Annotated in this window: 12 protein-coding genes; 5 read left to right on the forward strand and 7 right to left on the reverse strand. The window is 70.7% G+C overall.

Going from position 1 to position 13,798, the window contains the following annotated elements:
- The first annotated feature begins 79 nt into the window (after positions 1-79).
- Complete coding sequence (locus FB157_RS04215) at positions 80-508, forward strand: GntR family transcriptional regulator (protein ID WP_145876068.1); 429 nt, start codon at positions 80-82, stop codon at positions 506-508.
- 1,637 nt (positions 509-2,145) lie between these two features.
- Here FB157_RS04215 and FB157_RS04220 read toward each other — a convergent pair.
- The 3 genes from FB157_RS04220 to FB157_RS04230 all read right to left on the reverse strand — a co-directional run bounded on the left by FB157_RS04220 (position 2,146) and on the right by FB157_RS04230 (position 3,985).
- Positions 2,146-2,982: a protein kinase domain-containing protein gene (locus tag FB157_RS04220; protein ID WP_145876070.1), complete on the reverse strand. Its 837-nt coding sequence runs from the start codon at positions 2,980-2,982 to the stop codon at positions 2,146-2,148.
- Positions 2,983-3,052: 70 nt separating this feature from the next.
- Entirely contained in the window at positions 3,053-3,496 is a 444-nt protein-coding gene (locus FB157_RS04225; RefSeq protein WP_145876072.1) for a hypothetical protein, read from the reverse strand.
- 246 nt (positions 3,497-3,742) lie between these two features.
- A complete protein-coding gene (locus FB157_RS04230) occupies positions 3,743-3,985 on the reverse strand; it encodes a hypothetical protein (RefSeq protein ID WP_085570348.1) in 243 nt (80 codons plus the stop codon).
- Positions 3,986-4,092: 107 nt separating this feature from the next.
- Here FB157_RS04230 and FB157_RS04235 point away from each other — a divergent pair, with 107 nt between their 5' ends.
- Together FB157_RS04235 and FB157_RS04240 are read left to right on the forward strand one after the other, a co-directional pair.
- A complete protein-coding gene (locus tag FB157_RS04235) occupies positions 4,093-4,836 on the forward strand; it encodes a helix-turn-helix domain-containing protein (RefSeq protein ID WP_145876074.1) in 744 nt (247 codons plus the stop codon).
- A gap of 2 nt (positions 4,837-4,838) precedes the next feature.
- Positions 4,839-5,309 carry an NUDIX domain-containing protein gene (locus tag FB157_RS04240; RefSeq protein WP_145876076.1) on the forward strand — a complete coding sequence of 157 codons (471 nt, stop codon included), beginning with the start codon at positions 4,839-4,841 and terminating at the stop codon, positions 5,307-5,309.
- A 213-nt stretch (positions 5,310-5,522) separates the two neighbouring features.
- Here the strand turns inward: FB157_RS04240 and FB157_RS04245 are convergent, their stop codons facing one another.
- Entirely contained in the window at positions 5,523-6,695 is a 1,173-nt protein-coding gene (locus FB157_RS04245; protein ID WP_186581370.1) for a PP2C family protein-serine/threonine phosphatase, read from the reverse strand.
- A gap of 524 nt (positions 6,696-7,219) precedes the next feature.
- Here FB157_RS04245 and FB157_RS04250 point away from each other — a divergent pair.
- The gene (locus FB157_RS04250) at positions 7,220-7,765 is read left to right on the forward strand and encodes a hypothetical protein (protein WP_145876079.1); all 546 of its coding nucleotides are present in this window, start codon (positions 7,220-7,222) and stop codon (positions 7,763-7,765) included.
- A 66-nt stretch (positions 7,766-7,831) separates the two neighbouring features.
- Here the strand turns inward: FB157_RS04250 and FB157_RS04255 are convergent, their stop codons facing one another.
- The 3 genes from FB157_RS04255 to FB157_RS04265 all read right to left on the reverse strand — a co-directional run bounded on the left by FB157_RS04255 (position 7,832) and on the right by FB157_RS04265 (position 12,615).
- Positions 7,832-10,372, reverse strand: a complete 2,541-nt coding sequence (locus tag FB157_RS04255) for a helicase C-terminal domain-containing protein (protein ID WP_145876081.1) — start codon at positions 10,370-10,372, stop codon at positions 7,832-7,834.
- Complete coding sequence (locus tag FB157_RS04260; protein ID WP_186581341.1) at positions 10,369-10,881, reverse strand: carboxypeptidase-like regulatory domain-containing protein; 513 nt, start codon at positions 10,879-10,881, stop codon at positions 10,369-10,371. Before FB157_RS04260 ends, FB157_RS04255 begins: the two co-directional genes overlap by 4 nt.
- A gap of 114 nt (positions 10,882-10,995) precedes the next feature.
- Positions 10,996-12,615, reverse strand: a complete 1,620-nt coding sequence (locus FB157_RS04265; protein ID WP_145876084.1) for a hypothetical protein — start codon at positions 12,613-12,615, stop codon at positions 10,996-10,998.
- Positions 12,616-12,771: 156 nt separating this feature from the next.
- On the opposite strand from FB157_RS04265, the gene FB157_RS04270 reads away from it, so the two are divergent.
- A complete protein-coding gene (locus FB157_RS04270) occupies positions 12,772-13,788 on the forward strand; it encodes a hypothetical protein (RefSeq protein WP_145876086.1) in 1,017 nt (338 codons plus the stop codon).
- Positions 13,789-13,798 lie beyond the last annotated feature (10 nt).

Here is a 13,798-nt window from a genome sequence, read left to right on the forward strand (position 1 = left end):
CACCGGCTGTCCCGCTACATACGCCACACAAGGGTGAGCGGGTGTATCGCGTGTGGGGTAAGCGCCGTATCCTGCGGGCATGACACTGTCGCTCGAAGACGACTCCCGGCCGCCGTACGTCCAGGCCGCCGAGGTCCTGCGCAGAGAGATCAGCACTGGCCGGCTGAAGCCCGGTGACAAGCTGCCCTCTGCCCGCGCCCTCCAGGACCGGTACGGCATTGCGAGCAGCACCGTGCAGAACGCGCTACGGCTCCTCAAAAGCGAGGGGCTGATCTACAGCGTCCAGGGCCGGGGCAGTTTCGTTCGCAACAGCGCCACCACTGCGCCGGCCGCAGCAGTCCCCGGCGAGCAGGGCCGAGAGGATCGGCTCGAAACAGCCGACGACACTCCCGGCCCCAGTGCGGAATCACTCGCTGAGGACATGAAGGCCATGAAGGCCGACATCAAGCGGCTTGAGAACACGGTGACTCGGCTTCTGGAGATCGTGGAGGCGCAGCAGCGGAAATAGCCGTCGCCAACCGCTGCACCATCGCATCCAACCGGGCAACCGCCGCGCATACGTCGGTCAACTCCGCATCCAGCACGGCTATTTCATGCTCGGTCATTTTCCGCTCCCCGTCTTGCTTCCGTGCCATTTCCCTGCATCCCGTCGAGCCGCCCAGAGCCAGCCGAATCCGGGCTTGCCCGCGCAGACCAACCAACGGTCATCGCGCCTGTTGAGTCAGGTCTACCGCTCCGGCCGGACACGTTCGAAGGCCCCGGCCTCACGCTCCCGTCCAGCGGGCAAGAACCTTTCTGCGCGGCCCGCATGGCGGGAGGCATGGCCAACTGGCGCCCACTCTGCGAACAGAGCGAACCGAGAGATCCAGGCCCACGGCGAGGTGGAGAGGCCGGATTGCATGCGGAGCGCTCCGCTTGAATCCGAACGGACATCACGCCGCCCCCACGCTTTGCGGCCGACACCACACATCTCCCTTCGTTCGCCGAGGAACATCAATGGTCCGGAGAATCGCCGGTTTGGCTAACCGGTGATCGTCGGCTATGTTCCGCCCCTCACGTCGAGGGGTGCCTATAGAGGTTCGCTTTTCGGGTCTGGTGTGACCTCGAGCGAATGTGACCCTCGCCACTCCGATGCTTCTCTCGTGCAGGATTCCGCCCATTCCTTCTCCCGCGCTCGCGGACGCCGCCGATTTCTGGCCCTCACCTGCTACCAGGTACAAAAATCCGCCCGGGTGTGACAGTCCAAAGATCACGGATAGGTAACGGCGCGGGCGATTTGCCGTGCGTTTTTCCACAGCTCCAACCCTGGACTGATTTAGCTGTGGATAAAGTTCGCCGACTGCCGGAGCAAATAGTCGGCAATGCGCCCATATATATCCATAGTGGTTGCGGAGGCGCAGAGCGGATTGGGAAGGCGAGGGCAACGCATGGGCGCATGACCGGCCACGGGCCCAGAGCGCCGGAGCTGTTCAGAGTTTCTTTACTGGATCAAGGCGGCCCGCCTACGGCGGTCCGCGCGCGCTGGCGGCCAAGGGCCGCCGCCGCTCCTTGTCTCCGCCACCGCTCCGTCGGCCCCCACCCGCTCAGCGCGCAGCAACGCCAAGGTGGACAGCCAGACCGCGAAGCAACCCGACCAGTCCGAGCACCAGGACCAGGCCGACAACGGCCGAGCGAAACCCAGCCACCCGACCAGTCCGCACTACGCAGCCGCCGGACTGCACAGCCGGCAAGCCAATGTGTGAGGCATTCACGTCGACAACGCCCAGGTCGGGACCGGGGCGAGGGCCGTGACGAGTAGAAGAAGCGTGGCTGAGGCCGGCGGGGGGTTACTGGAGACACACGTGACGGGTGCTCGTTCGGCGAACCCGCCGCCGTGGCTGACTTTCGGTGGTGCAGGTCAGAACTGGGATGCGGCCAACCGGACTGCAACGGGGACCCTCTCCAACTTCGCTTCGGGGGTGCCGGGTTGCAGCCGCACCCGCGTTCGGGCACGCCGACCACCCCGGTACCATCGGCACCGGGGTCCTGATCAGGGCTTCCGCGACCGGACCACCCGGCACGCTGTCCAGGCTGAGGGGTGGTCCGGTCTCTGTCTGTTGGTCTTCGCAGTGAGTTGCGCCTTCGGTATCCGCCGGCGCTTCGGCTTCAGCTCAGGGCCTTGCCCACCTCGTAGATAGTTGGCCTGTCTTCGGGAGCATGGCTGAGCATGGCCTCGATCAGTTCGCCCAGCTCGCCCCGCACTTTGACGGGCCGACGCTTGCCGTCTGCCACGGCCCTTCGCTGCGCAGGGCGCGGTGCGTCGTCCGGGTACTCGACCGCCCGCCAGCCCGTGGCGGAGATGAGCAGTGACGCGCCGAGCGCATAGATGTCGGCTTCCTGGGTGGGCTCAGCCTCTCCGGTTTCGAGCACGCTGCGCGCGATCTCTGGGGCTTCGTAGTGGACGAGGCAGCCGCGGAACGGGAAGTCGTACCCCTCGGGCACACGACCGCCGCGCGCCAAGGCCAGATCGATGAGGTGCGTCCGTTCGGGCCCGATGATGAAGTGCGCGGGCTGCACGTCACCGTGCGCCCATCCTTTGGCGTGCAGTTCGGCCAGGGCCTCTACGCAGCCCAGGGCCACGCTGGTGTGCGGATCGATGCGCGATTCCGGCTTACGGCAAGGCTCCCACAGCTGGTAGAGGTCCGGTCCTTCCCGCCAAGGTTGGAAGTTCCAGGTACCGCCCTCCCACTCGCCGTACGCGAAGTCATGGAACCCGAGGCGGTACAGCACGGCGCCTTCACGTGCGGGTGCGAGCGCCGTCCACGGTTGGGCAGGCCAGTCAGCCGTTGCCTCGATGGGATAGCCGACCTTCACGGCGTAGTGGCCCCGATGGCTCTCGACCTCCCAGACCATGGAGCCCCGACGATTGAGGACCAGGCGCTGAGTGGTGGGCATGAGCGCATCGAGCACGACGATCGGCAGTTCAGGGGGTGTCCCGGACAACGTCTGTTCTCCTTCCGGACGGCGCGGCCGACCCCGTATCGAGGCCAGCCGCGCCGCTGGGTTCGTGTCGCTACGCCTGACCGTACGGACGGCCGCAGTCCGAGTCGCACTGCGCGAGGTTCGTGCCGTCCACGGTCCAGAGGTCGTCGAAGACCATGAACCCGGCCGCCTTCATCGCGTGTGTGGACGCGGCGACCTTCTTCGGGTCGCGGGGCCCTCCGCCCGGCATGGGGTTGTGGTGGAGGAAGCGGCCGGCGTACCGGTCGCAGAGCGCGGTGTACTCCTTCGTGTGCAGGATGAGCGCGTGCAGACCGAGGTCCACGTCGTCGGACGGGACCATGGGGACGGTCGCGGTCGCGGCGGTGACCACGAAGGCCACCGCCTGGTCCGCGATCCGCTCGGCCCGTTCGCGGGACTGCCCGTTGTGGAGGATCACGAAGTGGGTGAGGCTGTCGAACAGCTCCTCACCAGCCACCGCGCGACCGGTCTTCTGGTCGTTGGCCGTTGCCGTCATGCGAATACTCCTTGAGTGTCGCTGTGCTCTGGCACTTGCTCCCGCATCGGTCGCCGAGGCACGGCCTATGGCGAACGGGGGTTGGAAGGCCGACCCGAACGGGGCAGGGGGAGCCAGGGAAGGTGGCACTCCATTCGGGGCGGCCGGTCTACTGGCCGGTGCCGAGGGCCATGCCGATCACCAGGCCACACGATCCGCTGCTCATGATGATGAACAGGACCCCGGCATACCGACCGATGGCGCGCATCACAGGCCGTCCCGGCTGTTGCCGTTCTTGATGGCTAGGCGGGCGCTCAGTTCTTCCCGCGTGGTCGGGGCCACCACGTTGTCCGGCAGAGCATCCCACTCGACGCCGCCGCCGACGGGCCTTATCTGCACCCGGGCGCCGACCTCGCCCATGACGACGCCGATACGTCCACTGGCAGTGTCCTTCGCCAGTTCACCGATGCCTGGTCTGGTCTGCTGGTTGCTCGCCATGCGGACGAGCATCCTGCCGCTCATCAGGACGTCGGAACCTCCGACAAACCCCACTTCGGGACGTCCCGCGTCGGGTAGAACGTCCCTAGTGCCGTCCCCGGCTGTTAGGAGAGATTGGGATGCCGAACGAGAGGTTACGTGCTGCCATGGCGGCCGGCGGCTGGACGTACGCCGCCCTTGCGGACAAGGTCGAAGTCGACCCCAAGTCCGTTGAACGATGGGTCAATCTAGGGCGTACGCCGCGCCGCGCCACGGCCATGTTGGCAGCGGAAATACTAGGAGAAGACGTGCACGCTCTATGGCCCGCGCTCCGGCAGGCACGCCCTGCCCGCGCTGTCAGCCCGGAACTTGTGGCCCTCTACGACCAGCGGGCGGACATCCCCCTGTCCACCTTCGTGGACATGCTGACCCAGGCGCGCGAGCACATCGACGTGCTGGTGTACGCCGCCGTCTTCCTGCACGAGGCGTACCCGCGGCTCAACGACTTGTTGCGAGAGCGAGCGGACGGCGGGTGTGCGGTCCGTATCGCGATCGGCGACCCGGACAGTACGAATGTCCAACAGCGCGGCCAGGAGGAGAGGTTCGGCCACGGTATCGAGTCTCGTTGCCGACTCGCCCTGATGCACTACCGCCCCCTTGCCGGGGTACCTGGCATCGAGGTGCGGACCCATGCCACCACGCTCTACAACTCGATCTATCGTGCGGATGACCAGGCACTGGTCAATGCCCATGTCTGGGGCGTGAACGCCTACGGTGCTCCCGTGTGGCATCTCCGGCGCAGCGGCAAGGGCGGCATGTTCGACACCTACGCCAGCAGCTTCGACGCGGTGTGGGAAACCGCGACGCCGGTACGAGAAGGGTGACCATGGCGCGAACCGAGTACTACGACGACCCAGCGGCACCGGAGCCGAACAGCCTGGTGGTTGCCGCGTCCGCCGTGGTCACCGACGACGAAGGGCGCATACTCCTTCAGCGTCGCAGGGATAACGATCTGTGGGCGCTACCTGGTGGCGGCATGGAGATGACCGACTCACTCCCAGGAACGGCCGTCCGCGAAGTGAAGGAAGAAACCGGTCTGGACGTAGAGATCACCGGCCTGGTGGGCACGTACACCGACCCTCGCCACATCATCGCCTACTCGGACGGTGAGGTGCGCAGACAGTTCAACGTCTGCTTCACCGCCCGTGTGGTCGGGGGCCGGCTCGCGATCTCGGACGAGTCCACGGAGCTGCGGTTCGTGCACCCGGGCGAGATCGATCAACTGCCGATGCACCACACGCAGCGGCTCCGGATCCGCCACTTCTTGGAACACCGTGAGCGGCCCTACCTCGGCTGATCGGACCCGCGACACCAGCTTTACGGACAGAGGGGCCTTCGTGGCGTAGAGCTGCGTTTCTCCAGACACCTCGTGATGTCTCAGCCGGCGGGTCGCCGGAGCTGCCTACAGCCCCTCAGCAATAGGAGAACTCAGGCTTGCGCGCGAAGGGGTGAGGCGCGAGAGCCACGCACTGGCCTTGTGGGACCGTCCAGGACGGCGTCCTGGTTACGGCTACTCCTTCGTGCGGCCGGCCGAAGCCTGCTGAGTGTCCGCGCCGGAGCTGACGTGCCGCAGGGTCTCCTGGGGGCCGTGCCAGTCCAGGCACATCACGGTGGCATCATCTGCGAGCTGGCCCCCGGCTGCGTCGCGGACCGCGGACGTCAGCGTCAGCGCCGCTTCCCGCGGGTGCAGGTCCCGGGTGCGCTTCAGCAGGGCGAGCAGGTCGACCGTCTCCCCATGACGTTCGAGCATGCCGTCGGTCACGATGAGCAGACGGTCACCGGGGCGCAGGTCGAGGTCCTGGACACGGTAGGGCTGGGGCGCGGACACGGCCAGCCCGAAGGGATGGTCCACCTTGCAGGTGATCGCTTCGGCAGTCCCGTCGCGTATGCGCAGTGGCCAGGGGTGGCCGGCGTTGACGAGTTGGGCGCGACCGGTGTGGAGGTTGATGCGTAGCAGTTGCCCGGTGGCGTGGCCGCGGCCGTGGTCGGCCAGGGCCTGGTCGGCCCGGTGGGCCTGCTCGGCGAGGCCGGCTCCTGCCCGGCGGGCGCCGCGCAGGGCGCTCACCAGTACGGTGGCGGCCAGGGCGGAATCGATGTCGTGGCCCATGGGGTCGGTCACCGACACGTGCAGGGTGTCGCGGTCCAGCGAGTAGTCGAAGGTGTCGCCGCTGAGGTCTTCCGAGGGCTCCAAGCTCCCGCACAAGGTGAACTGAGCAGCCTCGCACGACAGTGACGGGGGAAGGAGCTGGTACTGGATTTCGGCTGCCAGCGTGGGAGGCCTGGAGCGTTTGCCCCAGGTGTAGAGGTCGGTGAAGCGTCCGTTGGCGATCACGACGTAGGCCAGGATGTGGGCGGCTTCACCGACCTCGTCAAGGATGTCGTCGCCGGGGCTGGCGGGCAGGAGCAGTTCCAGCAGTCCGATGGCGTCCCCCCGGTTGGTGACCGGCACGATCACCCGCTGTCCCTCGCCGGTTGCCTCCTGGAACAGCCGCTGGGTGCGGATCACCTGCTCATAGACGCTGCCGGACATGGGAATCCGCTCCGCCTCTCGCCCACCCTCCGCACCGGGGGCAGTGGTCAGGCGCGCCACCGCCCTCCCCGTCAGGTCCACGATGAGGAAGGACACCTTCGTGGCCTCGAACCGCCGCCGCAGGTCCTCAGCGACCACCGCGACGGCGTCCACCGGCGCCGCCGTCTCCGCTGCGGTCAGCAGCCGAGGAAGTCCACTCTGCCCACCGCTCACGACCACGGCCCCTTCCACCGGCCCCGTCTCCAGCATGGGAACCGCCACAGCAGGCGTCAACCTGCGCGAGGTCACGCGCGGTGGTCAAGCTGTACGTACACGGAGACGAATCGGCTCGCGAGTTCCCCGGCGTCCGCCTCGGGGCGCCGCCGTCTGGTAGCGCGACTCGACGTGGCCCTGCCGCATCCATTCCCACCACCACACTCGCAGCCCTAAGTCGTCTCAACGGGCCAACCAGGTAGACCACTCCACAGCTCGGACCTATCCGTTAGTGTGCGCATCACACCTGATCGTATGGACGATTAGCGGTCCGTTCACCTACGCACTTCCCTTCTGCGCGGCCAAACGTCCAGTGTGCCCTATCAGCGGATGATCGCGGCGGGACGCCGCAACCATGGGCCACCGGCACGGGTCTCCTACCGCGGGACCGGCACCGGGCGTGGTCCGGGGAGGAACGGGGCGCGATGTCGGTACGCAGGTGGGTGACCGGCCTGGGGGCCACGGCGGTGCTGGTGGCGGCAGGGGCGTGGGCGGTGTGGCCGCCGGGCGTCGATCAGCACCTGTGGGGCGAGGTGCGGCCGGTGATCGAGGCCCGGCTGGTGGCGGACTCCAAGGGCAGCGGGTACGGGGAGACGCAGCCCGGTCTGCGGGCGCAGTGGTTCTGCCGGGCCGAGGCACGGGACCTCGACGAGCACGACGGCGTCGTCCGGGCCGGTGTGAGCACGTTGTGCATGGAGTTCGGGGTACGCAACGGCGCACTGCTGGACTGCTCCGGAGACGACATCCCGCAGGTGCTGCGCCTGAAGCGGGACGCGGGCGCGCCCGGCGGCTTCCGCGTGACGTCGCGGGAGGAGGGGCCGGACGGCGAGGGCAACGAGCAGTGGGTGGAGGACCACTTCAGTTTCTTCCACGAGCCCGGCCCCGACGGCACGGGTGGGTCCGCCGGCCTGGAGGCCGCCGCCCGCAAGCACTTCGGCCTGCCCGCGGACGCACCGGTCAAGGACTGCTGACCGGGGCCGCGTCCAGGGGGTTTCGTTTGGATCAGCCCGGGTCCGCCCTGATCCGGATGAAACCCCCTAGTCCTCCGCCAGCTCCGCGACCCCCGTGACCCGGTGCAGCGGATAGGTCCGCACCTCGTCGGCCGTGTGGTCGTACGCCGTCACGAAACCGCCCTCCACCCGGATCGGGGCGATCACGCGCTGGCTGGCGGTGCCCTCGGCGTTGACGTAGCCGATCCACAGGGACTCGCCGGTCAGGACGGCGGCCTGCATGGTGGCCAGGGTCTCGGCGGAGCTGGTGCGGGGCAGCTCACCGCCCGTGGGCGCGCCGCCCGACGGCTTGCGCGGGGCGGTGGCGGCCAGGTCGCCCGCCCGGATCGCGCGGATCGCGGCCGCCAGCAGCGTGGCGTCGGGCGGCGGCGGTCCGTCCGGCACCGGCTCGGGCGCGGTGCGCGGCGGGGTGCGGTGGGCGTTGGCGCGCGTGATCAGGACGTCGCCCTCGGCGGACTCGGCGGCGGGCGCGTAGCCCATCGCGCGCAGGCCCTCCAGCAGTGTGGCCGGGTCCGTCGGGGCGGCCAGGACGGTCGGGGCCAGGCGGCGCAGGCGCAGGGCGGCCGCCCGCTTGTCGGCGAGGATCTCGTTCAGCAGGGCGTCGTCGTCGCAGCGGACGTACGCCGAGGCCGCGCCCACCCGCAGATGGCCGTGCTTGCGTGCCACGTCGTCGATCAGATAGGCCAGCGGCTGCGGGACCGGCGTACGGGAGTGCGCGGTGAGGAAGGCGTGCAGGTCGGCGGCGGCCCGGCCGGCGTCCAGGGCGCGGCGGACCGAGGCCGGCGTGAAGCGGTAGACGGTCGCACCGCCCTTGGACTCGACGTCCGCGAGGATCCCGAGCATGTCGGCGAGCGGACGCCGGAGCGGGCCGGGGGCGACCGCCGTGAGGTCCGCCTGGAGCAGGACGTGGTCCAGCGGTTCGGGCAGCAGAGGTGCGAGGAGCTGGGCCGCGGCGGCCGTGGCGACCGTCTGCTCGGTCGGGGAGAGGGGTTCGGGCAGGGCGCCCGGACGGTGGTGGACGGGGAGCTTGTCGCCGGGCCCGGAGGGTTCCGCTGCGGCCGAGGGGTGCGCGGCCGCCGGTGCGCCGAGCAGCGCCCGCCCCTGCGACGACAGCGCCCCGCGCCCGGTGACACCGAGCAGCTCCGCCTCCGAGAGGGTCCAGCGGGCGAGCCGGGAGCGCAGGTCGTCGGTGCCGCCGTCACGCTGGGGGCCGCGCAGCGGCCGCTCCCAGAGCAGCCGGGCCAGCACCGACTCGGCGCTCGGGGCGGCGCCCTGCGGAAGTCCGGCCAGCAGGGTCAGCACCCGCTGCCGTACCTCCGGCGCGGCGGACCGGTCGAGCCCCGGCCCCAGCGCGGACAACGTACGGTCCTTCGCGTCCCGCCCGCCGACCAGCCCCGACGTCCGGGTGGCCAGCAGCCAGGCCTCGGCGAGCCGGGCCCAGCGCTCGGCGGGCGGCCGCTCCAGCCACTCGTCGTAGGCGGGGGTGGCCGCGTACCGCTCGTCGGCCTCGCCGTCGGAGGCGAGCAGGCCGGCCGCGTACGCCAGCTCGACCCAGAAGGCGGCGACCGGCTCGGGCACGTCGAGGGCGACGGCGGTCCGCTTCAGGTCCCGCACGCTCAGCCCGCCGGCCCGCAGCACGGCCGGGCCGCCCTCGTCCCAGTCCTTCAGCAGCTCCTCGACGGTGGCCAGCGCGGTGTACGCCTGCCCGGCCGCGGTGGCGTCCACGATCTGCGGACCGTGGGTCGCGGCCGGCTCGACGGCGGGCGGCAGCGGTTCGGGTGTCCGGTGCGCACGGCCCTCGCGCAGATGCAGGGCGACCTCGCGGGGCAGGACGACCGTGCCGGGCGCGGTGGGCAGCAGCAGGCCGCGGTCCAGCAGCCAGCGCAGATGGGCGGCCGGGTCGGCGGTGACCTGCCCGTACGGTGGCCCCCACACCAGCCGGGACAGCACCTCGCGGGCGGCCTCCGGGGCCTTCGCGAGCAGGGCGGCCATCTTCTTGCGGTGGGTGAACAGGGCGGTGAGCGCGCCCACGGCGGAGACCGAGTCGTGCGTCGAGGCCAGCCCGGCGGCGCCGACGATCTCCTGGATACGCCCCGGGGACATGCCCGCGGTGGCCTCCTGCACGCTCGGGCCGAGACCGGTCGGGGAGGGGTGCTGCGCGGACGGCGCGAGCAGTTCCCGTGCGGTCCGCACCAGCCGCAGCCGTTCGTCGTCGCCCCACACCAGGGCCTGTTCGCGCAGGGTGGCCACCGCGCGCGGCAGCGCGGCGGCGACGGTCTCGTCCCGGGCGTACCCGGCCATCAGGCCGAGCAGAATCTCGTACGACGCCGGTTCCGGGGCCACGGCCAGGGCCTCGGCGGTCTGCAGCGCGAACCGGTCCAGCCGCTCCAGGGCACGCAGGACCGAGGCACGGGTGCCGGCGCGGGTGGCGAGCTGTGTGAGGTCGGTGGGAACCGGCGTGATGAGATCGGGCCGGCTGCGCAGGAGCGCGGCCAGGGAAGCCTCGTCGCGCGCGCGGAGCGCTTCCGCGAGGGAGCGTGGAGCCGACGGGGGCGTGTGGGCGCTCATCCCGCCCACGGTACCCGGAGGGCGGCCGGACGCAGCGGTGCAGGACGAGGTCCGCCGTTACGCGGTGAGCGCAGACCCGTGTCGCACCTGATCGTGATCTCCGCGTACGTGCCGGGGCGGACGGTGACCTCCACCGGGGCGCAGTGCGCGGTGCCCGCGGTCCGGGCCCGCACCTCGTACGCGCCGGCCCGCAGCGGCACCCGGAACCGGCCGTCCGGCCCGGTGCGGACGGCCGCCACCTCGGTGTCCGAGGACCGGTCCCGCACCCGCACCCTCGCCTCGGCGGGTCTGCTGCAGTCCCGGCTCTCGGGAGCGCCCGCCACGGGACAGGTCGGCCACAGGACGACGACGCCCGTCACCCCGGACCGGGCGTCGGCCGGGGCGCCGCCCGACCCGTTCGGGGCCGCTTCGGAGCACGCGGCGAGCGCCACCGGCACGGTCAGCGCCACGAGCGCGAGGAGCAGGCCGGCCGGCGGCCGCCGGCCGGTGCGGCGGCGTCGCGGGAGCACGTTTCCACTGTAGGCAGCGGGGAGCAGGCCCGGACAGCGCGAAAGGGCGGAGGGGGTGGCACGGTGGCCACCCCCTCCGCCCTGGGATGTGTCAGCGGTGTTCGGTCCTGCCGACTAGCTGCAGAAGCCGAGCTTGCCGATGCGCGAGCCCCATGAGGTGGTGCTGATCTGGCGCTCGTTCACGACGTAGGCACGGTTGCCGGCGGGGCAGGTGCTGGTCGAGGACGGGTCGATGGTGACGGCGGAGTAGTCGCCCCAGCGCTCCACGGTGTCGCTCGACGGGTCGTAGAACGTCGAGGCCGTGCTGTGGGTGTTGCCGCCGACGACGTCAGCCGGGTCGGTGGCGAGGCGGCCGCCGCTCTTCACCCGCACCTGGTGGCTGACACCGGTGTTGACGTTGGTCGAGGTCCAGGTGAAGAACATCCGGCCGATCGGGTTGGTCGTGGTGCCGCCCGCGGAGGAGCCGGCCACCGATGGGTTGAAGTCGTCCGAGGTGCCGGACTCGTAGACGAAACCGGACCGGCCGGAGGGCACCGTGCTGGTGCTGGTGTTGATCTGGTACCACTTGGGGCGCGGGAACCCGCCGGAATTGACGGTGTGGACGTTGAGCAGCTGGTTGCCGATCTGCGAGCTCGCGTTCTGGAACCGGGCGTCCGCGCTGTCCAGCAGGTTGTTCGTGCCGGGCTGGCGGGCGTTCGGCGGCACCGTGTAGGCAGCCACCGGTACGCCGGCCTGCTGCACGATGGTGGCGTTGCTGTGGCCCAGGTTGGTGGCGCGGAACAGGCTCAGCTGGTTCGAGATGCCGGCCGCCACCAGGAAGGCGTTGGTGCTGTTGTCCTCCACGACGGGAGGCGCGACCGTGCCCGGCTTGCCGAGGCTGAAGTACGGGTAGTTCGTGAGGCGGCCGTTGTACAGGTCGGCCTTGGCCAGGCCGAACGCGCGGCTGCGGACGTAGTTCTCCGCGGAGTCGAAGACGTTGGCCGTGACGATCACGGCGTCCTGGCTGAGCCCCAGCTGCGGGAAGTCGTAGAACTCACCCGAGCTCTCCGGCGGGTCGAACGTGTAGACGAAGAACGAGCCGGTGGGGTCCGAGGTGGTGGACACCGCGAAGAACACCTTCTGGACCGTGGAGTTCTCCGGGAACGCAGCGGCCGAGATGACCCAGCGGTTCGACTTCTTGTCGTAGACGATGCGTGGATCGAAGATCGTCTGTGCGGTGTACTTGAAGAAGCTCGCGAACGACACCTTCTTCAACAGGGCGCCGTCCGACTTCCGAAAGACGCCGAAGCCGGTGCCGTTCACGACCTGGACGAAGTGGCCGAGGCCGACGGCGCCATGCGTGTCAGGCGGCCGGATGCAGCAGGGCTCGCCGAGTCCCTCGAAGCTGCCCTGGCTCGGCGGCGCTGCCGGCATCTCGGCCCTGTTCCCGCCGGTCTGCCCGGGCCCGTGCTTCGCCGGGTGCTTCGCGGCTTCGGCCTTCAGCTCGGCGAGCTTCTTGCGGGGAATGGTGGGCAGGGGGCCCCGACTCTTCAGGACCTTCGGCATGGCATTGCCGATCGGGGTGACCAACTTCGGTTTGGACAGGTGAACCGTGTGGGTCGCCGGGACCGGCTTCCTCTCCGCCCCGGGCCGAGCGGTCGCCCCGGTCGCCTGCGGCAGGCCCACGCCCACGCTCAGCGCGAGCGCGGCCAGCAGGGCCGGCACGACGCGGCGCGCTCTCCGGCTGGTCGTCAAGACAGGTCTCCTCTCTCCGCTTCGCAGCCGCGGTGGCCGGTGAGCAGGTCACGCTCAGGATGAGAGGTCATGGCGTCGGACACCCGTCCCCACGCGGTACCGTCGTCCAACGGGGTGTCATCGCCGTTGCCCCAAAGGGGTTTCCGAGGGGTTTCCGTGGGGATCGAAAGCGATCAGGTCGTCTACGAGTATCTGAGCCGCGTCGGAGACATCGCTCAGCAGCGGCAGTTGCCGTCGTCCGCGCGGATGCGGCTGGTGTCCGAGCTGCGCAACGAGATCGACCGGCACCGGGCCAGGGCGGCGGTGGACAGCCCCGCCGCCGTGCGGCGCATCCTGGAGGGGCTGGGCACCCCGGACGAGGTCGTCGAGGCCGCGGGCGGCAGCGCGGGGGCGCCGCGGTCGGCGCCCGCCGCCGTGCCCGTACAGCGGGAGCCGGAGCCCAAGGAACGGCCCAGGGGGCTGCGCAGGGTCGTGCCCCGGCCGCGGGCCGCCGGGCCGGAACCGAAGCCGGAGCCGCGCGACGCCCCGTCCCCGCCCCATCTCGCCGCTCCGGACGAGCTGGGGGACAGCGCGACGAACCCCGACTGGTGGCGGGTGGAGGGCAGCCCGTTCGGTACGCCCGCCGGTGACGTCGTCCCGGGGTTCGTGGGCGGGGTGGAGATCCCCGACCTGCTCAGACGCCCGCAGAAGGAGACGGAGGAGAAGGAGCCGGAGCCCCGGCAGGAAGAGCCGCCGGAGGCGGCGGAACAGGCGGCCGCCCCGCGCCGCCGGCTGTTCGCCCGCAGGGCACCCGCGCCCGTGGCGGCCACCCGCCGCCTGCTCCCGGGCCCCGCCGCCGGCTGGAGCAACCCCCTCCTCCTGCTGGCCGCCGCCGCGCTGGTCGCCGGAGCCGTGCTCGGCAACTGGTTCGCGCTGCTGCTCGGCTGGCTGATCGCCTACGGCTCCCGCCGCCTCACCCCCGCGGAGACCAAGTGGGCCGTACTGGGCGCCCCCGGCCTGGCCCTCGCGTCCGGGCTGCTCTGGCTGTGGGGCCGTGACACCGGCCGCTGGGGTGCTCCCGTCGACCAGGGCCACATGAACGACGCCGTGGCCCAGACCTGGCCCTGGGTGGTGCGCGGCGCGGCGGTCGCCTCCGCCCTGTTCCTGGTCTGGCGGTCACAGAGAAGGCGCTAGCTGGGGGGTT

It is taken from the genome of Streptomyces sp. BK340 (assembly GCF_007827595.1).
Classification (GTDB): domain Bacteria; phylum Actinomycetota; class Actinomycetes; order Streptomycetales; family Streptomycetaceae; genus Streptomyces.

Bases quoted from the DNA above. Each gene is read 5' to 3' on its own strand.
- FB157_RS04215 (WP_145876068.1), top strand. From the start codon at position 80: ATGACACTGTCGCTCGAAGACGACTCCCGGCCGCCGTACGTCCAGGCC.
- FB157_RS04225 (WP_145876072.1), bottom strand. From the start codon at position 3,496: ATGACGGCAACGGCCAACGACCAGAAGACCGGTCGCGCGGTGGCTGGT.
- FB157_RS04230 (WP_085570348.1), bottom strand. From the start codon at position 3,985: ATGCTCGTCCGCATGGCGAGCAACCAGCAGACCAGACCAGGCATCGGT.
- FB157_RS04235 (WP_145876074.1), top strand. From the start codon at position 4,093: ATGCCGAACGAGAGGTTACGTGCTGCCATGGCGGCCGGCGGCTGGACG.
- FB157_RS04240 (WP_145876076.1), top strand. From the start codon at position 4,839: ATGGCGCGAACCGAGTACTACGACGACCCAGCGGCACCGGAGCCGAAC.
- FB157_RS04250 (WP_145876079.1), top strand. From the start codon at position 7,220: ATGTCGGTACGCAGGTGGGTGACCGGCCTGGGGGCCACGGCGGTGCTG.
- FB157_RS04255 (WP_145876081.1), bottom strand. From the start codon at position 10,372: ATGAGCGCCCACACGCCCCCGTCGGCTCCACGCTCCCTCGCGGAAGCG.